A 23,336-nucleotide genomic window follows, 5' to 3' on the forward strand; every position below is an offset into this window, starting at 1 on the left:
TCTCGGCAATTGCTCCTGCATTGCTCTACCTTCTGCATCCATGCAGTCGTAAATGAGAATTTTTTAACACAGGTAGCGACACGTTTAGCCCCGCAAAATGATTAAGTATTATTGCGGATTGGTATAAAGTAAAAGAGTGTATAAAATTACAATTAAGCTGGCTGATTTATTACGTAAACATGTAATAAAATGATAGTTTATAAGCCAGCAACACTTTCAACTTTACTTAGGCGATACCCATCAGCAATCAAGATCTTAAACAGTTAGATACAGATTTAAAAAGTGATGAATCTGGAATTATTAACACCCAACTAAAAATAGCCACATTTAACCTGTTTAACTATCTTGAGCCGCCCAATGCATACTATGAGTTTGAAAAAATTTATACTGTGCAGCAGTGGGCTAAAAAGCAGCGTTGGATTGTTGATTACTTAACAGAACATGCCCCTGATGTGATTGGTTTTCAGGAAGTGTTTAGCATTGACTCATTAAAAGAGCTAGTAGGCGAGCAAGGTTATAATTACTTTGCTGTAGTTGATACGCCAGAGGTGATTGATGACTTTATTTATAAACGCCCTGTAGTGGCAATCGCCTCTAAATACCCCATAGTTGAAGTAGCAGCGGTTGAGCACGATAGTGAGCTTGCAAATGCGCTTGGCCTTAATAGTGAGTTTACTTTTAGTCGTAAAGTACTAAGAGCAACTATAACGCTGCCGCATATAGGCAATACTGATTGTTACGTGGTGCATTTTAAATCTAAGCGCCCAATGATTAATGTCGATGAGCATAATAAAGAGCTTACACCCGAGCAAAACATAATTGAAATTTTAAAAGCGAATGTAGCGGGTGGGTGGGGCTCAACTATTCAGCGTGGCAGTGAAGCTACATTACTAATGATACAAATGATTGCCCGTCGCGAAGCTACGCAACAACCCATGCTATTAATGGGGGACTTTAATAATGAACTAGCGGATGGCGTATTAAGCCATTTACTGACAAGTACGCTACGCTTTGCGCCTGCATTTGATGCTAAAACCTACCTCGCTAAATATTGTTTAAATGATTCATGGGATTTGTTTGTTAAGTCGCAGCTAAACGAAGATGGACTATTTAATGGTGAGGCAATGACTAGCGATGAAATAAGCGATAGTGAAAGCAATAGCATTTTTGATTTAGCTGATGAAAACGAAGCAAAAAATGTTAATGCAACTAAGCTTATGCCCTTAAGAGCACCAACACATTATTATGGCGCGAGCAGCTCCGTGCTTGATTATATTTTATTATCTTGTGAGTTTGATGCCAGCTACCTTGGCAGTTTTTTTGAGGTGATTGAGTATAATACTTATGATCGTCACTTAATTAACCCCGAATTTGAGCGTGATGATTTAAGTACCGATCATGGTATTGTGTTAGTTACACTAAAACTAAGAAGCTAGGCTTGCTCTATGCATAATTATGCTAAAATTATAAATTAAAAGTATTCATATAGCAGCAATACTTGATGTATTGCGCCGGTTTGTATATTTTATCATCAGCCTTTTGAATTGTATTAATAATAAATTACTAAAATGGTAAATATGGAATTTTATACCTACTTGAATCATAAGCGAAATATGGATTTACCTTCGCAAATACATAGTTTCAATGTAAAGCGAATTTATAATTTTACATTTTTAGTGAAAGCTTTGCTTTTTGCTTTGTTTGTTAGCTTAAACAGCGCTTACGCACAAGAAACCACCTCATACAATTTAACTAATGAATCTAATGCAGGGCTGCTAAAAAGAGCTGAATTACTTATAGATACTGACGTTATAACAAGTATTGAACTAAGTAAGTCGTTGTTGTCACAAGCGCAAAGTGCTGATGACACGTTACTCAGCGCAAAGCTACATAACTTGCTAGGTAGGGCGAATAAAAAAAATAACAATATTAATGAATCACTCGATCACTTTTTACAATCCTCTGTTTACTACAGCAAATTAAATGATTCACGAAACCAAATAAAGGCATCTATTAATTATATAAATATATTATTAGAAGAAAAACGTTATGACGAACTTACTACCCGCATTGAAACTTTATTACCAACAACCCTTGTATATGGCGATGACTTTTTTATAGCGCAAGTGCTCCTTACTAAGGGGGATTCGTTTTATGAACAAAAAAAGTACAATAACGCGAACGCGCAATATACATCTGCTTTAAAATACCTTGTTGACGAAGACGAATTAATACAAAGACAGTTAGGTGAAACGTATAAAAAATTAGCTCAGTCGTATAAACGCCTCAAAAATAGAGAGCAAACGGCTCACTTTTATACAAAAGCTTTAGAGGTATATTCTAATTTAGGTGATTTAAAGCTAATGGCGCGTACTTTAAATACACTAGCAGAAGCACATCGTTATTTAGATAACTTAGTTTTAGCCCTTGATTACTCCACTCGCGCATTAGAAATACATAAAGACATTGACGACCCTGTTGGCTTTGCTAAGGCATTACTAGGGGCGGGTATTATTTATCGTCATATTAACCTTTATGAAAAATCACTTGAACATATAAATGAGGCATATTTATATTATAAAAAAGTAAATAACATGCTTGGGATTGCTAAAACATCAAATCAAATGGGACTGGTATATACACGATTAAGGCAGTTTGATCAGGCCGAATTTTTCTATCAAATAACTATCGATTTGCCAAAAGGTATGGTCGAGGAAAAAACGCTCGCTTCAGCTTTAAGAGAAATGGCTGTTATTAACCTCGAATCTGGCGACTTAGCATCAGCAATGCAATATGCTAAAAAAGCTTATATCACTTATAAAAACAAAAACCTTACATCGTACATTTCTACAACAGCACGTATTATTGGTAATATTTATCGTGCCCAAGGAAATAACAACAAGGCTATAGAGTATTACAAAGAGTCATTGTCGTTTGCCAGAGAAACAGGTGGTAAACTTTATGAGATAAAGTCGCTTACTGCGCTTGCGGGCATTTTAATTGGTATTGATACAAATGAGGCGATTTCTTTACTAAAAAGGTCACTCGCTTTATCAACCGAAATAGATGATAAATTACATATGCTATATGCCTATCGTGAAATTCGAATAGCAGAAAAATTGCGTGGTCGTATAGAAGAGTCACTTCGTTATGCAGAAGAAGAAATAGCCCTAACCGATATTATTCAAAATGAAAGAAGTGAAGATAAGTTGGCGCTTGAAAAAGCACATTTGCATTCGTACAAAATGGAAATAGAGCTTGAGACGTTAAGAGAAAAAGAAAAACGCCATCAGCTTGAGCTTGAAAAGAAAAATAATCAAATTGAAATCGCCGCCCAAGCTAGAGTTATATCAGAGCTAGAGCTTTCAAAGAATAAATACGCCAGTATTGCGCTAGCATTTTTATTAGCCGCTTGTTTAGCTATTGTATTACTGGTTTATAGAAGTTTTATTGCCTCTAAAAAACGTAATGAAGAGTTAGACTATTTGGCAGCAAGAGACCCTTTAACCAATTGTTATAACCGTCGTATTTTATTTGAGGTTATGAATCGCGACTTTTTGGATTTACCTCAGATTGGAGAGTACTGTATTTTAATGGTCGATATTGATCATTTTAAAAGCGTTAACGACACCTATGGGCATAGCATTGGCGACACAGTACTTTGTGGCGTAGCCGAACTTTTACAAGCTAATATACGTAAAAGTGATAGCGTGGCCCGTTTTGGTGGCGAAGAATTTTGTATTATTTTGCCCAACACAACTCAAGAGCAAGCAATACGTATAGCTGAGGCTATTCGTATTAAAGTTGAAAAAGCGACATTTGATGATATTCCTGTTACGTGTAGCTTTGGGGTTACGTCTATTAAATTTAAAGCCAGAACACCTTCTGAGTTGATTGAACAGGCTGATTTAGCTCTTTATGAGGCTAAGTCCTTGGGGCGTAATCAGGTAGCGTTATGGGATGCTTCGCTTGAAGAGTTTAAACTTTATAGATCGGAGTAAATCCAGCAGTATACAGTTTAGTTTTGATGTTATTTTTTAAAATTATAACAAGTAAATCTTATACAATGCTGTGTGTTACTTACATATGTAATTAGGTTTATTAGATTAACCCTTTTAATATCAGTGTGTTAACTTAGGCTTCAAAATTGCAATCAATACTAAGTTAAAAACAAAATAAGGGATTTAATAATGACTGAAGTTGCACTTTCGGCCTATTTGGCATTTTACCTCTATTTAATTATGTTGCTTGTACAGTGGGCTGTGGCTACTTTTAGCAAAGCTAAAGAACCAAATGCTGTACCAGGTAAAATTGACGAGGATTTATCGCACGACAGCTTTATATTTAGAGCACATCGTACGTTTCATAATACGCTTGAAAACAGTGCATTATTTATAGGTACGGTGTTATTTGCGTTTGTAATTAATTATCAAAGCCCGATTTTTGCAATGTGTATTTGGGTGTATTTAATTGCGCGTTTAATTCACATGGCGCTGTACTACGCTATAGCAACGGAGAAAAACCCAAGCCCACGTAGTTACTTTTTTTTAATCGGCGTACTTGCTAATGTGGTTATGCTGATAATGATAGGGTTAAGGCTAATCTCTTAATTTATAAAAAAGTTATAAAATTTATTTATAACGATAAAAAAAGCGAAGAGCCTTTAAGGCATCTTCGCTTTTTTGTTTAAAGTAGAAGCAGAATAAAACTACCTCTACCGTAATGTAATATTAATGGCTAATCGACGCCTATAAACCCGCCTGTTTGGTGTGTCCATAGGGCTGCGTATATTCCACCCTTAGCGATTAATTGTTCATGAGTGCCTTGCTCAACTACGCCGCCGTCATCAAGTACAATTAATCTATCCATTTGTGCAATGGTTGATAGCCTGTGCGCTATGGCAATAACTGTTTTACCTGTCATTAAATCATCAAGACTTGCCTGAATTGCGGCTTCTACTTCTGAGTCGAGTGCGCTGGTGGCTTCGTCGAGTATAAGTATGGGGGCATTTTTAAGTAGTACACGTGCAATAGCAATACGTTGGCGTTGACCGCCTGAAAGTGTAACCCCGCGTTCGCCCACTTGTGCATCAAAGCCTTTATTGCCTTTGCTGTCGACCAAGTCGTTTATAAACTCAAGCGCCTTAGCTTGTTTGGTCGCGTTGATCATCTCATCGTGGGTTGCATCGGGGCGACCGTACAAAATATTGTCTTTTACTGAGCGATGAAGCAAGGAGGTATCTTGCGTTACCATTGCTATGTAGCGGCGTAGGCTTTCTTGGCTAACGTCTGTGATGTTTTGCCCATCAATTTTTATTGTTCCAGAGTCGGTATCGTAAAAGCGCAGTAATAAGTTAACAAGTGTTGATTTACCCGCGCCAGAGCGACCGACTAAACCAATTTTTTCGCCAGGTTTAATATTTAAGTTTAAACCGTTCATTACAGGGCTGCGATTAGTCTCTTTTGCAGCTTTGCCGTAGTTAAAGTGTACGTTGTTAAACTCAATAGCACCTTGGCTTACGTTAAGCGTATCAGCATTTGGTTTATCGGCAACTTCGATAGGGTTCGACAGTGTTTTCATACCATCGGCTACGGTGCCAATGTTTTCGAACAAGCTGCTTATTTCCCACATGATCCACTGCGCCATACCGTTTAATCTAAGCGCTAAGCTAACAGCAACAGCAATAGCTCCGGCGCTAATTACGCTAAGCGACCATAAATAAAGTGATACAGCGGCAACCGAAAATACTAATAGGTAATTTAAGCTTTGAATAACAAAGTTTAAACTGGTTACTAAGCGCATTTGCTTGTACACAGGCTGTAAAAATACATCCATGCTTTGTTTTGCGTATTGCTCTTCACGCTGGGTATACGAAAACAATTTAATAGTTGAAATGTTAGTGTAACTATCAACAATACGACCAGTCATTTCTGAGCGCGCATCGGCTTGTGAGCTGGCAATTTTTTTAAGGCGCGGTACAAAGTAAAGTTGCACGCAAATGTATAAAACCAACCAAACTAATAAAGGGATCATTAAGCGCCAATCAGCTTCGGCAACTAAAAATACCATTGAGCCAAAATAAACCACGATATACATTAATACATCGAGTAGTTTGGTCACTGTTTCGCGAACGGCTAAAGAAGTTTGCAGTACTTTAGTGGCTATTCTTCCTGCAAATTCATTTTGATAAAAGCTAACACTTTGGCGCAGTAAATAACGATGTGCTAACCAACGAATTGACATAGGATAATTGCCAAGCAATGCTTGGTGCAAAATAGCAGAATGAAAAAAGACAACAATGGGCAATACTAATAACAGCATGACAGCCATTTTAATAAGTTCAGACTTTTGCTCTATAAACAAAGTTTCGGGCGTGTAGGCGGTTAACCAATCAACAAGTTGGCCCATGTAGCTAAATAAAGAAACCTCTAAAATAGCGAGCATGGCGGCACTGATTGACATAAGCAGCAACGACAGCTCCATTCCTTTGGTGTAGTGGCGACAAAAAGCAAATAAAGTAGAAGGCGGCTGAGTGGGTTGGTCCTCAGGAAATGCTTTTGTCATTTTTTCAAATAATCGATACATTTTAAAAACTTAAATGGCAAATAATGACGAGTATCATACCATTTAAGTATTTTTAAATGCAGGTTTGTAGGGCACTAATTATGAGTATTATTCTTATTTATTGCGTTGGGTTACTTAGGTTTATTCCTTCGCTCATGTATAAATCGTCATATCTGAGACCACCATTTCCGTAAGGCTTTTTAATTGGGCCTGTATTACAGTTTGCTAAAAAGTATATAAGAGGTTGTTCGCGCTTCATTCTAAATTGTGCATTTTTATATACCAGCGTTTGACTGTTAAACTCACCACCTTTTACGTAAACATCATATTGCTGACCTTGCTCTGAGGCTGCTGCGTTATTAACAACGTACCATACGTCGTACCAAGTATTTGTTTGCAGAGGTTTAGCTGACTGTTTTGTAGTGTAGTTTTGAATGTTGCTATATCCGCTGTCGGTTTTAACCATTAAAGCGCCATCGTTTACAAACCCGTTTGATTCTGTTTTATCGGTTACGCGAAGTGTTGGCTCAAACGCATCGTACGCATGTTTATTTATTAGCGCTGGAGAAAGGTTACTCAATCCAAAAGCATGGTTATTAGGAAACGCAGCCACGTTTATACGCATATAAAATGTGTAGGTGGCGCCAACTTCAACCGCTTGTGGAAGTTTTGTATAAGAAAGCGCTTTACGATTTCCAACAATGCCATCGCGTGCAGGCTTTTTTAGTAAATAATGATTTATTGATGAGTTTGTTTGTTCTGGTTGTATAACCGTGATTTGAGGGTTTTTGACCTGTGGCTTAGTTTCATTTTGGGTATCGACACTTTGCCAGTCGCTAAGAGAGTTTTCAAAATTATCAATAAGTAGCCAATCGCTCGATGTATTTTTTTGAATGGTTGAACACGACGCTAACGCGCTTAACAAACATAAAAGTGACATGTGTTTAAAATGCATAATTGGGTCTCAGTAAGTTTAGATGTTTTTGGTTAACCAATTATTGTTTTGGTTATAACTTTAAAGTAAAGGTTATGTAACCAATTTAATGTTTTTATGTCAATCACTAAAACAAAAGTTATGGTTTAATAGAGCTTGAGAAATATAATGTTGTTATTGTATTTATAAAATCAACTCAGCAAATTTTAACTGAGTATAAAAATAATTTAATAGTTAGGATGTTATATGTATACGGGTTCGTGTTTGTGTGGTGAAGTAAACGTTGAAGTGTCGGGCAGTATAACCAGCATTATTCATTGTCATTGTTCACTGTGCAGAAAAAACAGCGGGACTGCATTTGCAACCAATGGCTTTGTAAATACAAGTGACTTTACAATAACAAAAGGTCAAGAACGACTCAGTGAATATAGTTTTAAAGCAGGGCGCACACGTTATTTTTGTAGATGTTGTGGCTCGCCTGTTTACAGTAGCAACAGTGATGACAAAAGCAGAATACGAATTCGTTTAGGAATATTTGATAGCGATATTACTGAGCAGGTTTTATCGCATAATTTTGTTACGTCTAAAGCTAACTGGGAGAAGTTAGAAACAAGCTTACCGTGCTATGAAAAACATGAACCTGGGCGGTAAAGCGTTTCATTCAATGTGGTAAATGCTGTTAATACTTTTATAAAGGTCTGGCGCAAAGTTTATAAACACCGGTGAGTTTTGTATTTCATCAACGTTTATATGCATTAATGTTTGCTGGCTTAGTATGATCACTATATTTTTGTATTCGTTAAACTCTATTATCGCTAAGCACTTAAAATGTTGCCTTAAAAGTACTAAAAGCATTTGCAGCTCTTGGCCAGTTTGTGGGTTTAAATTAATGATTACTTGCGTATTTTGCTCACTGCAGCGATTTATATTTTGCCAAAAGCTATCGCTGGTTAAAAAAGGCTGATGATATTCACCACTAAAAATATCGATAGTGATTACGTTAAAGTGATCAGGGCATTGGGTAATATATTGTTCGGCGCATTGTAAATAGCTGCTGTGCTTAATTGGTAACTTAAAGTGCTGTGCAGCAATTAAGGCAATGTTTGGGTTTATTTCTACCGTGTTAAATGTATTGATGGTGTTTATGTAAGGCGTACTACTTTGCAAGTGATACATAATTCGCTCAAACCCTGCAGTGCCTAAACCTAAATTTAATATATTGAGTGTATCTACCGGTTTAAGTAAAAATAACATCATACATTGGTTTACAGGTACTATTACTTGCTCTGGGTGCGTAAGGTTCATAACGCCTTGAATTGTTATGTCTTCATTGGTTTTTTGTGCAAGCGTTAACCACCGATATTCTTTATTTTGATACACGCATACGGGGCCGTACGCGCTTTGCTGCGACTCAATAAGGTTACTTTTAATTGTATCTTCTTTTAGTTGACGCATAACTTAAACTATTAATGTATACACAATTACAGTGTGCCACGAAAATCGCATTTTTTTATAGATTATTGTGTAACAAGGTTTGTAATTTAACCTCTAAATATAATATTGTATTAGCAATTAATCACTTAGACGTTATTCAAGGATTGGAAATGGGATTGATTTTAGGGCCTGCTGTTTTAGCGTGGTTTGCGGTATTTATCTATTCTTTACGATTAGGGTATGTGCTTATTTATAAAAATATGAGCGTATTAACCACAGTGTCTACTTTTGCAATTAGTATTGTTGGTATGTTGGCTTTTATGACGTATGGATATAGGCAGTTTGTAAACAATACCTCAGTTTGGGCATTTGAGATCCCGAGTTACTTTTTATTTAGCAAAATAGCTTTTATAGGTGTGTTGAGTGGTTTTTTACTTAACTACTATATTAAGCCTGAAAATAGTTCGGAGTTTTTGAGCTGTTTAGCATTTGTATTAATATTTATGTTTTCTGCTGGTGTGCTTGCAAGCTTAGGAGGACATGAGGCCTTTTTGAAAGAATTTGATATTAAAACCACTCATTAAAAGTATGCATAATAAATTTTGGCCAGTACCTATAAAAGGTAGTGGGCTTTTTACTATCCTAATAAACTCTTGTAAATGCGCTTTAGCGTGATCCTTTCTGCATCTACCTCAAATGTATTGCCATAAAATCTTAGTTAAGTAATGGTTACACTATAATAATTAGGAGCTAATAGATGCTTAAAACACCTTTGAAAATCACAACAACGTTACTTAAATTTACTGCAATTGCAGGCGCCTGCACACTTGCATTATCAGCACATGGGAAAACACAACTTCAATACACAGAACAGCAAAAATTACATGATATAGCAGCTCAAGTATCAGCCGAACGTATTGGTAGTGACATTCAAACGCTGGTGGATTTCGGTACTCGCCATACGCTTTCAGAAACTAAATCGGATACTCGAGGCATTGGTGCGGCCAGGCGCTGGATAAAAAATGAATTTGAAAAAATATCCGCGCAGTGTGGCGGTTGTTTGGAAATCATTGAAGTAAAGGACACTATATCTGGCGAAAAACGCATTCCTAATCCTGTTGAAGTGGTTAACATTGTGGCTATTCAACGAGGGTCAAGCGAACCTAATCGCATGGTGATTATGTCGGGTGATATAGATTCTCGTGTAAGTGATGTTATGGACTTTACGAGTGATTCACCTGGGGCAAATGATAACGCATCAGGTGTAGCGGGAGTAATTGAAGCTGCTCGTGTTTTAAGTAAATACAAATTTAATGGTTCGGTAGTTTACGCGGCGCTTTCGGGCGAAGAGCAGGGTTTGTTTGGCGGAAAAATATTAACGGCTTATGCGCAAAAGCATGACTGGCAAGTTCATGGCGTTTTAAACAACGATATGATTGGCAATATTACCGGTATTAATGGGGTAACTGATAATACAACTGCGCGTATATTTTCAGAAGGTACCCGTGTTGTAGAAACAAAAGAGCAAGCTAATACTCGCCGCTTTACGGGTGGTGAAGTTGATTCGGCGAGTCGAAATTTAGCGCGCTACATAGATACTATTGCTGACAGATACATTCCTAACCTAGATACAATGCTTGTATATCGATTAGATAGATTTGGCCGTGGTGGGCATCATCGTCCATTTAATGATGCAGGTTTTGCAGCAGTGCGTATTATGGAAACTAACGAGCACTACGATCGTCAGCATCAAGATTTACGCACTGAAAATGGCGTTGAGTATGGCGATACTATTGAAGGCGTTGATTTTGATTATACAGCTAAGTTAACTTCACTTAATGCGGTAACGATGGCATCTATGGCGTGGGCGCCCGCACCACCAAAAGAAGTTAAAATAAAGGGAGCTGTTACAGCTGATACGTCGTTTTCATGGCAACAAAGCAGTGATGAAAATATTGCTGGCTATAAAATTTATTGGCGTTACACGAGCGAGCCGCAATGGCAGTTTAGTAAATACGTTGGTAAGGTTTCACAGTACACACTTAAAAACGTAGTGATTGATAATTATTACTTTGGTGTAGCCTCTGTCAGTAAAGACGGTGTTGAGTCGCCAGTAGTATTTCCGGGTGATGTGGGTTCGTTTGATCACAATATAAAATAATAGTTTGGCTAAAAACACAGCAAACAGAGCGCTTTAAGGTGCAAATGACCGTTTTATACTTGCACCTTATTTACTAAGCCCTTAGAGTGTTAAAAAAGAAGTAAAAGGTTAATAAAAATGCAGCAACAAGAAAAAAAGCCGTTAACAGCAAAAGAACAAGTTATAACTGATGAGCAAAGAATGCAGTGGCAACGCGAATGTTTTCAAACAGCGCAAAAGCATTTAGCCGAAAAGGGCATTATGCCAAAATCAGTAGTTGATAAAGACAGTCGATTTTTAGCACCACTTTGTGCAATGTGGAAATTTAAAGCACAGAACGGTAAAACATATTGGGTAGTAACAGGGCGGTTACCTACAGATCATGCTGAAGTAAGTGCAGCTACAGATGCTCGTGATGCAATGCGTTACTTTTCTTTGCAGTGGCAATTAAAAGCGGATCAGATTATGAGTACAGGCGCGCGTGATAAAACACAGGTAGACTTTGCTAACTTACTTATCAATAGAGCCCATGGCTTGTACGAAATGTATGATAATGAACCGCTATGGGCAAATGAGGCAAAGTAACGACAGTTTGGGTTAAGTAAAAAAGTAGAGGGTGATAGCTTATTTATCGCCCTTCTCTTTATCTAATGGACAAGTGTGAAGGGAGTAGTATTAAACGCCGAAACAGGGCATTGCATACGTTGCCTAGGAATTCCCGCCTCCATAAATACATTCCCTTGCTGAATAAAGCCATTGCGCTTAAAACGCTCTACTTCATTTAAAATACAATTAATGCTTACTTCTTCAATACCTTGGTTTGAGGCTAATTCAACAATAAAGTTGAGAAGCGATTTATACACTTTGCGATTACGGTGCTCAGGTAATACAGCTATTCTGCCGATCAAGCCATCTTTACATAATCTACCTGTTGCTATTGGGCAGTTTGCATCGTCTGTAACAAGTACATGTAATGCAATTTTATCTAGGCTATCAAATTCGATATGCTTGGGGATATGTAACTCGTAAACAAAAACTCGCTCTCGAATTTTTTGTAGCATATCTTTTTTTATATCCCATTCAACCTTATCAACCAGATAGCCCATTGCAAACTCCTATTGATACCAAATTAGAATGAGTAAGCAATCACAGCAAAATTATTTAAGCCAATATTAGATGAAAATTAAAAATTTTAACTGACCTGTATACATAATATTTTACGCTGTAACGTGCTCATCATTATTAATAAAATTGGTATTATTAGTCGTGGTCTATATTAAACCAGATCCCCTCATTAACAAGTGTAGTAAAAGTTTGAGTAAAAACTAAACTTGGCTTTATTAAATTTAATGCTGAACTTTCAAACTCAGTATTATCGGTAAGTAGTTTTACCGCCGCTAAGTCGGTTAACGGCATAGCGTAATTTTCGCCATTTACACTTAGTAAAACTTCTGTATCGAGTTGCTGATAAATAGCGCGTGTGCCACCTAAGCGTTCAAACACTGCTTCTTCATTACTTAAATCATCGCTTATTTGCTCTGACGTAAATGGAGGCTCTACTGGCGCTAAATCCATTTCATGTTTGGGCTGACTAAGCGTTGAGCCTAGCCATTGTTTAAATAAATCGTCATTTTCTAAAAGTGCCGCCATCAATGTTTTAACTTTATCAACTTCAAGGTTTGTAAGTTCACCCTTTGATTTTCTTAATGTGATGTTGTGATCGGTATAACGTTTTTGTCCGCTTTCGGTATCAATAATATGATCGGCAAAGCTCGACAATAAATCTTGTTGGTTTGGCGCCCTAAAACCAACTGAATAATTTAGTGCATTTTCTACAGCGTAACCTTCGTGAGGGCACCCTGGTGGAATATATAAAATATCGCCAGGCTCTAATATGCAATCGATTACGGCTTCAAATGCTTCTACTTGCAGTAATTTTTTGTTTTGAGCAAACTGCTTAAGTGTTGGATCGGGCAGGCCTACGCGCCAATGACGTTTACCTTCGCCTTGAATAATAAATACGTCATATTGGTCTAAATGTGGGCCAACACCACCATTAGGCGTTGAATAGCTAATCATTAAATCATCTATGCGCCAGTTTGGAATAAACCTAAATGGCTCTAGTAGTTGTGCAGCTTCAGGATGCCAATGATCAACAGCTTGCACTAATAAGGTGGCATTTTCGTCTGTTAACTTTTCAAAGTCTTCAAATGGACCTTGGTGCGTTTGCCAATCATTTTTATGATTGGTGATAATACGTGACTCTATGCTTTCTTCCATTGCGAGACCGGCAAGTTCATTAGCATCAAGTGGGTCTTGAAAATTAGCAAAACCTTGTTTGATTAAAAGCGGTTTTTTTTGCCAAAAATGGCTTAAAAACTCTTGCTCAGACAAATTATTTATTTTTAATTGATACATACATTATGCCTACTAGTTAGTGCAATGGGGTTAAAACAAAAAAAAGCGAAAGGATGATCCTTTCGCTTTTTAAAAGAGTAATTTAGTTTTTAAACTAAATCATCAATAAACTCAACAGCACGACCAATGTAATTAGCAGGTGTTAGTTTTTTCATTTCTACTTTAGCGTGCTCTGGAAGGTCAAGACCATCGATAAAGTCAGCCATTATTTCTTGATTTACACGTTTGCCGCGTGTTAAATCTTTAAGTTTTTCGTATGGCTTTTCAATACCATATTTACGCATAACTGTTTGAATCGGCTCGGCTAGCAATTCCCAGTTTTGATCAAGCTCGTCAGCTAAACGTTGCTCGTTTACTTCAAGCTTGCTCACACCTTTAAGTGTTGATTGGTATGCAATAATCGCATAACCCATACCTACACCTAAGTTACGTAATACTGTTGAATCGGTAAGGTCACGCTGCCAGCGAGAAACTGGTAATTTTTGTGCAAGATGAGCAAAAATAGCGTTTGCTAAACCTAAGTTACCTTCTGAGTTTTCAAAATCAATTGGGTTAACTTTATGCGGCATTGTAGATGAGCCAATTTCGCCCGCAATTGTTTTTTGCTTAAAGTGATTAAGTGCGATGTAACCCCACATGTCACGGTCAAAATCGAGCAAAATAGTGTTAAAACGTGCAATTGCGTCAAACAACTCTGCAATATAGTCATGCGGTTCAATTTGTGTCGTAAATGGGTTAAGTGTTAAACCTAAGCTTGATACAAATTTATCTGCGTGAGTATGCCAGTCGTAATCTGGGTATGCACTAAGGTGAGCGTTGTAGTTACCAACAGCACCGTTAACTTTACCTAGCATTTCTACTTGAGCAATTTGGTCTCGTTGACGCTTTAAACGCATGTATACGTTAGCAAACTCTTTACCCATCGTTGATGGTGTAGCTGGTTGCCCGTGCGTACGAGTCATCATTGGGATTGCTTTGTACTCAATCGCTTTTTCTTTAATTGCGCTTAAAAGCTCATCGCAATAAGGAAGCAAAACCTTGTTACGTGCTTCGCTAAGCATTAAACCATGAGATAGATTGTTAATATCTTCTGAAGTACAAGCGAAGTGAATAAATTCATTGATTGCATGAAGCTCACTGTTATCGGCTACTTTTTCTTTTAATAAGTATTCAACCGCTTTAACATCGTGGTTTGTAGTGCGTTCAATATCTTTAACGCGCTGTGCATCAGCTTCGCTGAAGTTATCTACAATGGCGTTTAGAAGTGCATTAGCTTCTTCGCTAAATGCAGGTACTTCTTTTATATCGCTTGCTGCAGCTAACGCTTGCAACCAACGCACTTCAACAATTACGCGGTATTTAATTAAGCCAAATTCGCTGAAAATACTGCGTAGTTCAGTGGTTTTGCTGCCGTAGCGACCATCCACTGGAGAGATAGCCGTTAACGCTGAAAGCTCCATAATAACTCCTAAATTTTAGTTTGAACGATAGTTAAATTTTTGTTTTAGCAATGGCGAGTATTTTTCTTTTTGCAAAGAAAAAGTGACGGCGTTTACCGCCCATTTGTCGCCATAATACTGCACTTCTAATGCCGGCTAATAATAACGCACGGATTTTATTTTGAGTGAGCTGCTGTTTTAATAACTCGGGTTTACCATAAACCTGTATTCGGTGCCCAAGGGGGCTCAGCACCGACGAGTATATATCTGCTAAACCGGCAACAACGCTCTCGTCAGTAATAGCAAAATGATCTAAACGACGATGAATATCATCAATTCGTTTGCCTAATTCGTTTAAGCTTTTGTCGTTTGCACTTAGTGCTCGCTCAAGCTGCATCAAACCACCTACGTATTTTACTATTTCAACATCTTTTTGAGCGCCAGCAGTTAGCTGCGCCATTAATGTTTTATAGCCATCACGTAAGTTGTCAGTACCTTGGTAAACATCTTCTGGCGATGCCGGTGATGTTTGAATAATGCTTGAAAGTAATACTTCTAAGTCGTGCTCATTATTACTGCCGTACTGGGCAATTTTTTGAACTTGCTTAGCAACCTGGCACATGGCGGCAAGCGCCATGACTTGGTGTTCATTCATTACTTAATCACCGAGTCAATAATACCACCACCTAAACACACATCTTCTGCATAAAATACAGCAGATTGACCTGGCGTAACTGCTTTTTGTGGTTCATCAAATAATACACGAGCCATGCCGTCTTCACCTACAAGTAGGGTACAGCTTAAGTCTTCTTGGCGGTAACGTGTTTTAACTGTGCAGCGAGTGGTACCTTTAGGGCCAACGCGGTCTACCCAATGTAATTGGTTTGCATTAAGACCATTACTGTATAGGCGAGGGTGATCTTTGCCTTGGCCAACAACAAGTACGTTACGTTCTAAATCTTTATCAACTACGTACCATGGTTCGCCAGAACCTTCCTTCATACCACCAATTAACAAGCCTTTGCGTTGTCCAAGTGTGTGGTACATTAAGCCTTCGTGCTCGCCTACGTTATTACCGTCAGTGTCTTCGATAACGCCAGGTTGCGCTGGTAAGAACTTTTGTAAAAAGTCTTTAAATTTACGCTCACCGATAAAGCAAATTCCGGTGCTGTCTTTTTTATCGTGAGTGATTAGGTCTTGTTCTTCTGCTATGCGGCGCACTTCTGGTTTTTCGATATCGCCTACAGGGAATAACGTTTGGCCAATATGTTCATGGCTTAGGGTATATAAGAAGTAGCTTTGATCTTTATTGTTATCAAGTCCGCGACACATTACGTATTTGTCATCGCGAAGTTCACGGCGAACGTAGTGTCCGGTTGCAATAAAGTCAGCACCGAGTGCTTGAGCCGCAAATTCTAAAAAGGCTTTAAATTTAATTTCTTTATTACACATTATATCTGGGTTTGGCGTACGACCCGCTTTGTACTCTGCTAAAAAGTACTCAAATACATTATCCCAGTATTCAGCAGCAAAGTTTACTGTGTGAAGCTCAATGCCTAATTTGTCGCACACGGCTTGTGCATCTTTTAAGTCATCAGCGGCGGCACAGTATTCATCATTGTCGTCTTCTTCCCAGTTCTTCATAAACAGGCCTTCTACTTGGTAGCCCTGTTGTTGTAATAAATATGCAGATACAGAAGAATCAACACCGCCGGACATGCCAACAATGACTTTAATGTGACTATTTTCGCTCATGAATAATTTCGCTTATACAGATTGCTGTTAACTTGGAAAGGCCGCGATTATAGCATGTATTTTGTTTGTGCTTAAAGAGCGTAGGGCGGCAAAGGACATAATTTGTCACTATTTTATTTGTATAACAAATAGCAAACTAGACTTAAACGCATTATCAGGCTGTAACTTTAGTAATATTAAAGTGATCTTTACTAATAAATTAAGACTATAGAATAATTCATGTAGTTATTGAGTTTTATTAATAGTATTTTCTTTTAAAACTACTAGAGTAAATATACACTTAATAAAAATAAAATAGTGGTGAGTATATGAATGTAAACCACTTTAAAGCCGCTTGAAATATAGTCAATGGAATGAATATATGAATTATGCCTATCAAATAAACAAGATAAATTCTTTAGTTGAGCATTACACACGAAAACCTGATTTTGTGGATAGCGAATTACTTTCTAGCAAAACGACAGAGTTTAAAAAATCAGCCTATCATCTTTTTTATGAGTTAATAAAACTCAAAAACCCTCATATTTACCAAGAGCCAAACCATGTACATGAGTTATTTAGCTTAATAAAAGGTTCAACAGTTAAAAAAAACGTTGAGTTAAAGGTGCTTGATCATGTAGAGCACTGGTGGCTTGAATGGTATTTCGCTTTAGAAATGGACGAAAAGCTTAGTATAGAAAAAAGTGATATGCCAATGAGTTACTTACCTCAAAGTACACTCAACCCTATGCGCAAACATGAGATAAGTCACTACGCTAGGTTATTTACCGTTTTGCCAATGCCTGTATGTAATGTATGTGCCAAGACGGGTGATATTTTGAAAGTTAATCAACGTTTTGTAGATGTTTTTGGTTATACAGTAGAAGATGTGCCAAATCTTAAATCATGGTGGGAAAAAGCGTATCCAGATCCCCAATACAGAGCACTTGCAAAAGAGCTGTGGCAAGACTCACTTGAAAAGGCACTAAATAACAATAACGACATACCCGCAAATAACTATCGAGTTTCTTGTCGTGATGGCTCACAAGTGATGATGGAAATTTCAGGGATTGATATAGGTGAAGAGTTTTTAGCTGTTTTTAATGATGCAACAGAGCGCTTAGAAGCAGAAGATATACTCAGGGATATGGCCTTTTTGGATGCATTAACCAAAATTGCGAATAGGCGTCGGTTTGATGAAAAGCTAACGCATGAGTTTGAACGAGCAAAAGAATGCGAAGGCATGCTATCGATGATTATTATTGATATTGACCATTTTAAGCAATTTAATGACCGGTATGGGCATGTAGCGGGCGATACGTGCTTATATGACGTGGCTCAAAAAATTGCTTCAACGGTTAGTCGCCCAGAAGATTTTGTGGCTCGCTATGGTGGAGAAGAATTTGTTGTTTTACTTCCACAAACGGATAGGCAAGGAGCGTTGTTTATAGCTGAGCAAATACAAAAAGCTGTAGAAAGCTTAGCTATTGCTCACCAGGATAGCTTTACCGGATTTTTATCTATAAGTATGGGTATTAATACCATCAGCAACTATACAAATAGTAATGAAGTCAGCTTTGTTAAAGCCGCTGATAACGCCCTGTATTATGCTAAAAAACAAGGGCGTAATTGTATAGCGCTAAGCTCTGAGTAAATCAATTGTAAATGGTTTCTAAGCTTAACGCTGGTCGATTCAGGCTGTCGTTAATACACTTGAGCACTAAAGGGCTCCTAAGCGGTAATGATTTTATTTGCTCTAATGTATGCCAATTAGCACTGATAATGTCAGAATCTATTGGTGTTGGTGCTTTTATATTATTAGGCGCTTCAAATAAAAAGCAGAATCGCAAATAGTGCACTCCATTTTCGGCATGCAAATTATACACACCTAAAAAGCCGACTGGCTCAAGCGCTAAGCCTGTTTCTTCTAGTAGCTCTCTGCTTGCAGCTTGTGCAAGTGTCTCATTTTGCTCTAAATGACCCGCAGGTTGATTGTAACAAATTTGCTTTGTAAATTTATCGCGCTCTTTTACAAGTAAAAACTCATTTTGCTTTTTTACTATTGCTGCAACCGTGACATGCGGTTTATGCATCAACTACGCCCTTAATTACTTTGTATTCACCACAATTAATATCATCCAACGTATAGTTGCCAATGCTATAGCGGATGAGGCGAAGTGTAGGGTGTCCAATATGCGCGGTCATTCGACGAACTTGTCTGTTTCTACCTTCATTAATGGTAATACTTAGCCAAGTGGTAGGGATTGCTTTTCGCTCGCGTACAGGGGGATTACGCGCCCAAATTGTTGGCTCATCAATTATTTTAACGTTAGCGGGGAGTGTAAGCCCGTCTTTAAGTTCTACGCCATTACATAAATCATTAATTGATTCACTCGTTGGTTCACCCTCAACTTGTGCCCAGTAGGTTTTATTCGTTTTTTTATCAGGAGCAGTTAAGGTGTTTTGTAGTTTCCCACAGTTTGTTAAAAGCAATAAACCCTCACTGTCTCTGTCTAACCTTCCTGCTGCGTAAACTTCTTTAATAGGTATAAACTCTGCAAGCGTTTTTCTGTCTGCGTCATCCGTAAATTGACATAGCACATTAAACGGCTTGTTGAATAACACAATTTTTCTGTCTTTAGATGCTATCTGCGGCTTTATTTCTCTTTTACCAGATGGCGTTTTGTTAAGTGCACTGCGTGAATAAGTACGCCCAGTACTTCTTTTTGGCTTGGCTTGTGTTGCTTGATTATTGCCTGATTTAGCTCTCATTATATGCACCTAGCTGGTTTTGGTAATCCGGCAATTTTTGTTGCTTGCTTGGCTGGGCCTTTAGGAAATAATTTATATAAATAAAGGCTATTTCCTTTATCTTCACCGAGTGCTTTAGCCATTGCTTTTACAAGCATTCTAATTGCTGGGCTGGTGTTATATTCAATGTAAAAATCACGAACAAAATTAATGACTTCCCAGTGTTGCTCACTAAGTATGATGTTTTCTTGAGTAGCAATTACAGGCGCCAGCTCCTTTGACCATAAAGTATGGTCTAGCAAGTAGCCTTGTTTGTCGGTTTCAATCTGTTGGTTGTTAAATTCAAGCATGAGTTACCACGTAATTGATTGATTAGTTGATAAAGTGAGTGCCACAAAGTCTTCATAGCTAATTGCTTTATCGTTATCTGCTAATTTTATTGCACGTACTTGCGCGTCTTGTTCAAGTATTAACAGTGTATCTGCAAATTGCCTAAATTGTTTTTTTGCAAAGCAGGCATCACCAACAAGTAGTACCTTATCGCCTGATAAAATTAAATTCTCTAGCTGATTTGCCGAGTAATAGTTAAGCGGCTTTGAAAAAATATGTAACGTACTCATAGGTTCACCACATGCTGCTGCGCTTTAATTAGTGTTTGTTGTTGACTAAAGTTAAGAGATTTTGCCTCTACGAGTAAATCATGTTTATTTAAACCATAATCAAGCAATGATTTTTCACACACGAAAATGTTTTCAACATCATAAATTTCGAGTGTTTTAATATTTTTAAAAAAGTCTTTTAAGCCAATATTATTTGGTTGCTGATGCTTTTTTAAAGCTAAAACGGCGGGGCCGCTAAACAACCAACTTACATTTTGATCAACAGCAGCAAATATCAATGTCATATCTAGTGCATCACGAATATTTAAATCGTCAAATGGGCTGCACTGACTCATTACTAATACGTTTATCATTTAAATTGCACCCATTTATCTGCGTCGCTTGCAAGCATTGCAAATTCAGCTAACCCTGCGACTTTAAATACACCTGTGTTTTTAATATCTAACCCGCGCTTTTGCGCAGCGGTAACACACAGCATTAAATTTAGTTTTTGATCAGCGAGTTGCTGCCAAAGTGCTGAAATTTGAAGTTCGTCCGAGGATAAATCAAAGTGGGTAGATGCATGATAAATACCTTGCTGGTATAAAAAAATAGCATCAATGGTGTGCCCTTGGGCTAAACATGCATTCGCAAATTTAACTATGCGTTGCGTGGTATCGTGATCGGATGGTGGTGTATGTAATGAAAGAACAAAGCGTGCCAAAACAATTCCAATAAAAAAGCCCCAATAAAGGGGCTATTTTAACAGAACTATTTAATTAGTCATCACTTGCGCCAAGTAGAGCAAGCAAAGAAGTAAATAAGTTATATACGCTTAGGTATAAAGACACAGTTGCGCGAATGTAGTTAGTTTCACCACCGTTTATGATTCGGCTTGTATCAAATAAAATCAAACCAGACATAATCAGTACAACTGCTGCATTAAGCACCATAAACATCAATGAACTGCCAATAAAAATATTAACGATGCTTGCTACAATCACAACGATTAAGCCAACAGTTAAAAAGCCACCCATGAATGAGAAGTCTTTTTTAGTATTTAGTGCATAAGCAGATAAACCAAAAAAGATAAGCGCTGTAGAACCTAAGGCTTGCATAATAAGCATTGGGCCATTAGGTAATGCAGCATAATGGTTAAGCAATGGACCTAAGCCTGCCCCCATTAAACCTGTGAAAGCAAACACCCAAAATACACCAGATGCTGTATCTGCTTTTTTATTTACAACAAATAATAAACCGAACGAAACGAGTGTAAACACAATTCCCATAAAGTAAGGTAATTGTAGTGCCATTGAAATACCGGCTGTAACTGCACTAAATGCAAGTGTCATAGCTAGTAAAAAGTAGGTGTTTTTAAGTACCTTGTTTGTTTCAATGGTAGACATTACCGGTTTCGCGGTATTGTACGATTGATTAAACGCCATTGTAGAGCTCCTTTAAGTGAAACGTGTGTGTTTCGATAATTTAACTAAAATTAGATTACCAACTCTTATATGTTTGGGCAAACCTTTGTAGATCAATAGAGTTAAATATTTATATAAAAGTATATTGACGGCTAAATTAAAAACATTTTGTTTTAACTTTAAACAAATTAATTGTTTTTTAGGCACTTAAACAATTAATTTAAAAAAAAGCTTCACAAAAGGGATGGGTTTCCCTATTATGCAGGCCGTGCGGAGAGATGGCAGAGTGGTCGAATGCACCGGTCTTGAAAACCGGCATGGGTTTATAGCCCATCTAGGGTTCAAATCCCTATCTCTCCACCACTTATTTAATAAGTGTGTGGTAATTAAAATATCATTCATTTAAATAGTTATTAGTACACTCTTACTTTTAACTTAGCAGTATCGGAGAGATGGCAGAGTGGTCGAATGCACCGGTCTTGAAAACCGGCATGGGTTTATAGCCCATCTAGGGTTCAAATCCCTATCTCTCCACCACATAACAGAATAGCCCGCCAATTTAGCGGGCTTTTTTGTGTTTGGAACAAAATCAGTACACTTATACCAATCCGCAATAATACTTAATCATTTTGCGGGGCTAAACGTGTCGCTCCCTGCGTTAAAAAATTCTCATTTTGAACAACTAAATAGCGAATTTATTGGCTAGCTGTAAACACGTTTATCCGCCCTCTAAATAGATCACTTAATTAAGCGAATTGGTATTACATCTCTTATCTCTTATTAGTAAAACCTTAAAAGCAGATAGAATTGCTCACAAATCATCTTCTGATGTTAAAAAACGTTGATGTTCTCTTCCTATTTTTGTTTTTAATAAAACTACCATCACAAAAAACTTTAAATGAGTTGGAATGCACATATTAATGTGTGTTATTTTTAAATATTGGTGGATTAAAGGTATGCAAAATAGGATGTTGTGGCTCAAAGATGATCTAAATTCGAGAAAGTTAGTTGTATATCGTGCCGTCATGTTTTCGTTTATAACGCTTTTTGTACTTTTTGTATTTCAACCTTTTGGCACTTCAAGCGATACCGAGTCTTACAAGTTTCTGCGACTTTTTGGCTATGGGTTAGTAACCTTTTGTGCTTTGCTATTGTCAGGTTTCATAGAAATAGTGTTACTTAAGTTTAAGCTAAGTAAATTAAACCGTTTAATTATTATTCCTATCACATATATTTTAATTACTGCGATATTCAATCATGGGTATTTTGTGGTTGCTGTACTTGGATCTTGGCATTGGCAGAATCAATTACTTTTTGTAGGGTATATTTTTTGTATTGGTGTATTTCCTCTTATTTTTTTACTTGTGGTAAATAGGCATGTAATAGATTTAACTAAGCCAAGTACAGTTAGCGTTGCTCAAGAGCAGTTGAGAGAAGTTGAGTTAAAGACAATTACTCTCAAAGGCGATAACAAAAACGACGAAATTAATACGGCTCCTCACCATATTTTATTTATTAAATCTTCAGACAACTATTGTGAAATAACAATACAAGAAGGAGCTTCAACTTCACGTAAACTATTACGTGTATCTCTTAGCGGTTTATTAAAGCAGCTTCCAGAAAAAACAATTATATTACGATGCCACCGTTCTTATGCGGTCAACCTGCAAAACATTCAACACTACAGTGGTAATACTGGAGGGTTGCAATTATCGCTACATACAATTGATATTAAAATTCCTGTGTCTCGTTCTTATGTAAAAGTAATAAAAGATGCTTTGTCATTAATCCCAAAAACATGTTAATCCCCCCCTAAAACATGGGCTTTATACCTCGTCTTGTAATTGAGACCTAATAGGTCGCTTTGTATTTTTACTATTGCCAAGATTAAGTTGAAAT

24 protein-coding genes and 2 tRNA genes are annotated in these 23,336 nt (G+C 37.4%); 11 read left to right on the top strand and 15 right to left on the bottom strand.

The window, feature by feature from the left end; all coding sequences use genetic code 11:
- Window positions 1-332: 332 nt before the first annotated feature.
- The 3 genes from H5160_RS00005 (at window position 333) to H5160_RS00015 (ending at window position 4,610) form a co-directional block, all read left to right on the top strand.
- A complete protein-coding gene (locus tag H5160_RS00005; protein WP_182736572.1) occupies window positions 333-1,436 on the top strand; it encodes an endonuclease/exonuclease/phosphatase family protein in 1,104 nt (367 codons plus the stop codon).
- Window positions 1,437-1,613: 177 nt separating this feature from the next.
- The gene (locus tag H5160_RS00010) at window positions 1,614-4,001 is read left to right on the top strand and encodes a GGDEF domain-containing protein (RefSeq protein WP_182736311.1); all 2,388 of its coding nucleotides are present in this window, start codon (window positions 1,614-1,616) and stop codon (window positions 3,999-4,001) included.
- Between the two features lie 189 nt (window positions 4,002-4,190).
- Window positions 4,191-4,610, top strand: coding sequence for an MAPEG family protein (locus H5160_RS00015; RefSeq protein ID WP_002963227.1), 420 nt, complete (start codon window positions 4,191-4,193; stop codon window positions 4,608-4,610).
- A gap of 127 nt (window positions 4,611-4,737) precedes the next feature.
- Here H5160_RS00015 and H5160_RS00020 read toward each other — a convergent pair whose 3' ends face one another.
- Both H5160_RS00020 and H5160_RS00025 read right to left on the bottom strand, forming a co-directional pair.
- A complete protein-coding gene (locus tag H5160_RS00020; RefSeq protein ID WP_154903025.1) occupies window positions 4,738-6,585 on the bottom strand; it encodes an ABC transporter ATP-binding protein in 1,848 nt (615 codons plus the stop codon).
- A 97-nt stretch (window positions 6,586-6,682) separates the two neighbouring features.
- A complete protein-coding gene (locus tag H5160_RS00025) occupies window positions 6,683-7,519 on the bottom strand; it encodes a hypothetical protein (protein ID WP_024594956.1) in 837 nt (278 codons plus the stop codon).
- A 225-nt stretch (window positions 7,520-7,744) separates the two neighbouring features.
- On the opposite strand from H5160_RS00025, the gene H5160_RS00030 reads away from it, so the two are divergent.
- Entirely contained in the window at window positions 7,745-8,149 is a 405-nt protein-coding gene (locus H5160_RS00030; protein WP_182696479.1) for a GFA family protein, read from the top strand.
- Between the two features lie 6 nt (window positions 8,150-8,155).
- Here the strand turns inward: H5160_RS00030 and H5160_RS00035 are convergent, their stop codons facing one another.
- On the bottom strand, window positions 8,156-8,953 hold the full coding sequence (locus H5160_RS00035; protein WP_182696478.1) for a hypothetical protein: 798 nt from the start codon (window positions 8,951-8,953) through the stop codon (window positions 8,156-8,158).
- 149 nt (window positions 8,954-9,102) lie between these two features.
- On the opposite strand from H5160_RS00035, the gene H5160_RS00040 reads away from it, so the two are divergent.
- The 3 genes from H5160_RS00040 (at window position 9,103) to H5160_RS00050 (ending at window position 11,657) form a co-directional block, all read left to right on the top strand.
- Entirely contained in the window at window positions 9,103-9,516 is a 414-nt protein-coding gene (locus H5160_RS00040) for a hypothetical protein (protein ID WP_002962719.1), read from the top strand.
- A gap of 173 nt (window positions 9,517-9,689) precedes the next feature.
- Window positions 9,690-11,093, top strand: a complete 1,404-nt coding sequence (locus tag H5160_RS00045) for a M28 family peptidase (protein ID WP_002962717.1) — start codon at window positions 9,690-9,692, stop codon at window positions 11,091-11,093.
- A 117-nt stretch (window positions 11,094-11,210) separates the two neighbouring features.
- A complete protein-coding gene (locus H5160_RS00050) occupies window positions 11,211-11,657 on the top strand; it encodes a DUF4826 family protein (protein WP_024594685.1) in 447 nt (148 codons plus the stop codon).
- 62 nt (window positions 11,658-11,719) lie between these two features.
- Here H5160_RS00050 and H5160_RS00055 read toward each other — a convergent pair whose 3' ends face one another.
- From H5160_RS00055 to mnmA, 5 genes are all read right to left on the bottom strand, one after another.
- Complete coding sequence (locus tag H5160_RS00055; protein ID WP_024594684.1) at window positions 11,720-12,178, bottom strand: GNAT family N-acetyltransferase; 459 nt, start codon at window positions 12,176-12,178, stop codon at window positions 11,720-11,722.
- Window positions 12,179-12,332: 154 nt separating this feature from the next.
- Entirely contained in the window at window positions 12,333-13,490 is a 1,158-nt protein-coding gene (locus H5160_RS00060; protein ID WP_182736312.1) for a cupin domain-containing protein, read from the bottom strand.
- Between the two features lie 89 nt (window positions 13,491-13,579).
- Window positions 13,580-14,950: an adenylosuccinate lyase gene (gene purB, locus H5160_RS00065; RefSeq protein WP_149602566.1), complete on the bottom strand. Its 1,371-nt coding sequence runs from the start codon at window positions 14,948-14,950 to the stop codon at window positions 13,580-13,582.
- Window positions 14,951-14,981: 31 nt separating this feature from the next.
- Window positions 14,982-15,584: a high frequency lysogenization protein HflD gene (hflD, locus tag H5160_RS00070; RefSeq protein WP_007375707.1), complete on the bottom strand. Its 603-nt coding sequence runs from the start codon at window positions 15,582-15,584 to the stop codon at window positions 14,982-14,984.
- Window positions 15,584-16,684, bottom strand: coding sequence for a tRNA 2-thiouridine(34) synthase MnmA (mnmA, locus tag H5160_RS00075; protein ID WP_002962705.1), 1,101 nt, complete (start codon window positions 16,682-16,684; stop codon window positions 15,584-15,586). The genes hflD and mnmA overlap by 1 nt, the downstream gene beginning before the upstream one ends.
- 361 nt (window positions 16,685-17,045) lie before the next feature.
- Between mnmA and H5160_RS00080 the strand changes: the two genes are divergently transcribed.
- On the top strand, window positions 17,046-18,317 hold the full coding sequence (locus tag H5160_RS00080) for a sensor domain-containing diguanylate cyclase (RefSeq protein WP_165723498.1): 1,272 nt from the start codon (window positions 17,046-17,048) through the stop codon (window positions 18,315-18,317).
- Between the two features lies 1 nt (window position 18,318).
- On the opposite strand, the gene H5160_RS00085 is transcribed toward H5160_RS00080, so the two are convergent.
- Genes H5160_RS00085 through H5160_RS00115 form a run of 7 tightly spaced genes read right to left on the bottom strand, consistent with a single transcriptional unit; the run spans window position 18,319 to window position 21,458 of the window.
- Window positions 18,319-18,756 carry an NUDIX hydrolase gene (locus H5160_RS00085; protein WP_154903032.1) on the bottom strand — a complete coding sequence of 146 codons (438 nt, stop codon included), beginning with the start codon at window positions 18,754-18,756 and terminating at the stop codon, window positions 18,319-18,321.
- Window positions 18,749-19,435 carry a pseudouridine synthase gene (locus tag H5160_RS00090; RefSeq protein ID WP_182736314.1) on the bottom strand — a complete coding sequence of 229 codons (687 nt, stop codon included), beginning with the start codon at window positions 19,433-19,435 and terminating at the stop codon, window positions 18,749-18,751. The genes H5160_RS00085 and H5160_RS00090 overlap by 8 nt, the downstream gene beginning before the upstream one ends.
- Window positions 19,435-19,764, bottom strand: coding sequence for a TusE/DsrC/DsvC family sulfur relay protein (locus tag H5160_RS00095; RefSeq protein WP_182736315.1), 330 nt, complete (start codon window positions 19,762-19,764; stop codon window positions 19,435-19,437). Before H5160_RS00095 ends, H5160_RS00090 begins: the two co-directional genes overlap by 1 nt.
- Before the next feature lie 3 nt (window positions 19,765-19,767).
- Window positions 19,768-20,034 (bottom strand): DsrH/TusB family sulfur metabolism protein, encoded by a 267-nt coding sequence (locus H5160_RS00100; protein ID WP_008133664.1) that lies wholly within the window; start codon window positions 20,032-20,034, stop codon window positions 19,768-19,770.
- Window positions 20,031-20,387, bottom strand: a complete 357-nt coding sequence (gene tusC / locus H5160_RS00105; protein WP_182736317.1) for a sulfurtransferase complex subunit TusC — start codon at window positions 20,385-20,387, stop codon at window positions 20,031-20,033. The genes H5160_RS00100 and tusC overlap by 4 nt, the downstream gene beginning before the upstream one ends.
- A complete protein-coding gene (gene tusD, locus H5160_RS00110; RefSeq protein WP_024596911.1) occupies window positions 20,384-20,737 on the bottom strand; it encodes a sulfurtransferase complex subunit TusD in 354 nt (117 codons plus the stop codon). Before tusD ends, tusC begins: the two co-directional genes overlap by 4 nt.
- 55 nt (window positions 20,738-20,792) lie before the next feature.
- Window positions 20,793-21,458 (bottom strand): Bax inhibitor-1/YccA family protein, encoded by a 666-nt coding sequence (locus tag H5160_RS00115; protein ID WP_008133668.1) that lies wholly within the window; start codon window positions 21,456-21,458, stop codon window positions 20,793-20,795.
- A gap of 251 nt (window positions 21,459-21,709) precedes the next feature.
- On the opposite strand from H5160_RS00115, the gene H5160_RS00120 reads away from it, so the two are divergent.
- From H5160_RS00120 to H5160_RS00130, 3 genes are all read left to right on the top strand, one after another.
- Window positions 21,710-21,800: transfer RNA gene (locus H5160_RS00120), tRNA-Ser, on the top strand.
- 83 nt (window positions 21,801-21,883) lie between these two features.
- A tRNA-Ser gene (locus tag H5160_RS00125) sits at window positions 21,884-21,974 on the top strand.
- A 371-nt stretch (window positions 21,975-22,345) separates the two neighbouring features.
- Window positions 22,346-23,242, top strand: a complete 897-nt coding sequence (locus tag H5160_RS00130; RefSeq protein WP_259416207.1) for a LytTR family DNA-binding domain-containing protein — start codon at window positions 22,346-22,348, stop codon at window positions 23,240-23,242.
- Window positions 23,243-23,336: the final 94 nt, after the last annotated feature.

This window comes from Pseudoalteromonas sp. SG43-4, assembly GCF_014164325.1.
GTDB classification, from domain to species: domain Bacteria; phylum Pseudomonadota; class Gammaproteobacteria; order Enterobacterales; family Alteromonadaceae; genus Pseudoalteromonas; species Pseudoalteromonas distincta.

What these genes read in the sequence shown, in the direction of transcription:
- H5160_RS00010 (WP_182736311.1), top strand. Translation starts at nt 1,614, where the DNA reads ATGGATTTACCTTCGCAAATACATAGTTTCAATGTAAAGCGAATTTAT.
- H5160_RS00015 (WP_002963227.1), top strand. Translation starts at nt 4,191, where the DNA reads ATGACTGAAGTTGCACTTTCGGCCTATTTGGCATTTTACCTCTATTTA.
- H5160_RS00020 (WP_154903025.1), bottom strand. Translation starts at nt 6,585, where the DNA reads ATGTATCGATTATTTGAAAAAATGACAAAAGCATTTCCTGAGGACCAA.
- H5160_RS00025 (WP_024594956.1), bottom strand. Translation starts at nt 7,519, where the DNA reads ATGCATTTTAAACACATGTCACTTTTATGTTTGTTAAGCGCGTTAGCG.
- H5160_RS00030 (WP_182696479.1), top strand. Translation starts at nt 7,745, where the DNA reads ATGTATACGGGTTCGTGTTTGTGTGGTGAAGTAAACGTTGAAGTGTCG.
- H5160_RS00035 (WP_182696478.1), bottom strand. Translation starts at nt 8,953, where the DNA reads ATGCGTCAACTAAAAGAAGATACAATTAAAAGTAACCTTATTGAGTCG.
- H5160_RS00040 (WP_002962719.1), top strand. Translation starts at nt 9,103, where the DNA reads ATGGGATTGATTTTAGGGCCTGCTGTTTTAGCGTGGTTTGCGGTATTT.
- H5160_RS00045 (WP_002962717.1), top strand. Translation starts at nt 9,690, where the DNA reads ATGCTTAAAACACCTTTGAAAATCACAACAACGTTACTTAAATTTACT.
- H5160_RS00050 (WP_024594685.1), top strand. Translation starts at nt 11,211, where the DNA reads ATGCAGCAACAAGAAAAAAAGCCGTTAACAGCAAAAGAACAAGTTATA.
- H5160_RS00055 (WP_024594684.1), bottom strand. Translation starts at nt 12,178, where the DNA reads ATGGGCTATCTGGTTGATAAGGTTGAATGGGATATAAAAAAAGATATG.
- H5160_RS00060 (WP_182736312.1), bottom strand. Translation starts at nt 13,490, where the DNA reads ATGTATCAATTAAAAATAAATAATTTGTCTGAGCAAGAGTTTTTAAGC.
- purB (WP_149602566.1), bottom strand. Translation starts at nt 14,950, where the DNA reads ATGGAGCTTTCAGCGTTAACGGCTATCTCTCCAGTGGATGGTCGCTAC.
- hflD (WP_007375707.1), bottom strand. Translation starts at nt 15,584, where the DNA reads ATGAATGAACACCAAGTCATGGCGCTTGCCGCCATGTGCCAGGTTGCT.
- mnmA (WP_002962705.1), bottom strand. Translation starts at nt 16,684, where the DNA reads ATGAGCGAAAATAGTCACATTAAAGTCATTGTTGGCATGTCCGGCGGT.
- H5160_RS00080 (WP_165723498.1), top strand. Translation starts at nt 17,046, where the DNA reads ATGAATTATGCCTATCAAATAAACAAGATAAATTCTTTAGTTGAGCAT.
- H5160_RS00085 (WP_154903032.1), bottom strand. Translation starts at nt 18,756, where the DNA reads ATGCATAAACCGCATGTCACGGTTGCAGCAATAGTAAAAAAGCAAAAT.
- H5160_RS00090 (WP_182736314.1), bottom strand. Translation starts at nt 19,435, where the DNA reads ATGAGAGCTAAATCAGGCAATAATCAAGCAACACAAGCCAAGCCAAAA.
- H5160_RS00095 (WP_182736315.1), bottom strand. Translation starts at nt 19,764, where the DNA reads ATGCTTGAATTTAACAACCAACAGATTGAAACCGACAAACAAGGCTAC.
- H5160_RS00100 (WP_008133664.1), bottom strand. Translation starts at nt 20,034, where the DNA reads ATGAGTACGTTACATATTTTTTCAAAGCCGCTTAACTATTACTCGGCA.
- tusC (WP_182736317.1), bottom strand. Translation starts at nt 20,387, where the DNA reads ATGATAAACGTATTAGTAATGAGTCAGTGCAGCCCATTTGACGATTTA.
- H5160_RS00115 (WP_008133668.1), bottom strand. Translation starts at nt 21,458, where the DNA reads ATGGCGTTTAATCAATCGTACAATACCGCGAAACCGGTAATGTCTACC.
- H5160_RS00130 (WP_259416207.1), top strand. Translation starts at nt 22,346, where the DNA reads ATGCACATATTAATGTGTGTTATTTTTAAATATTGGTGGATTAAAGGT.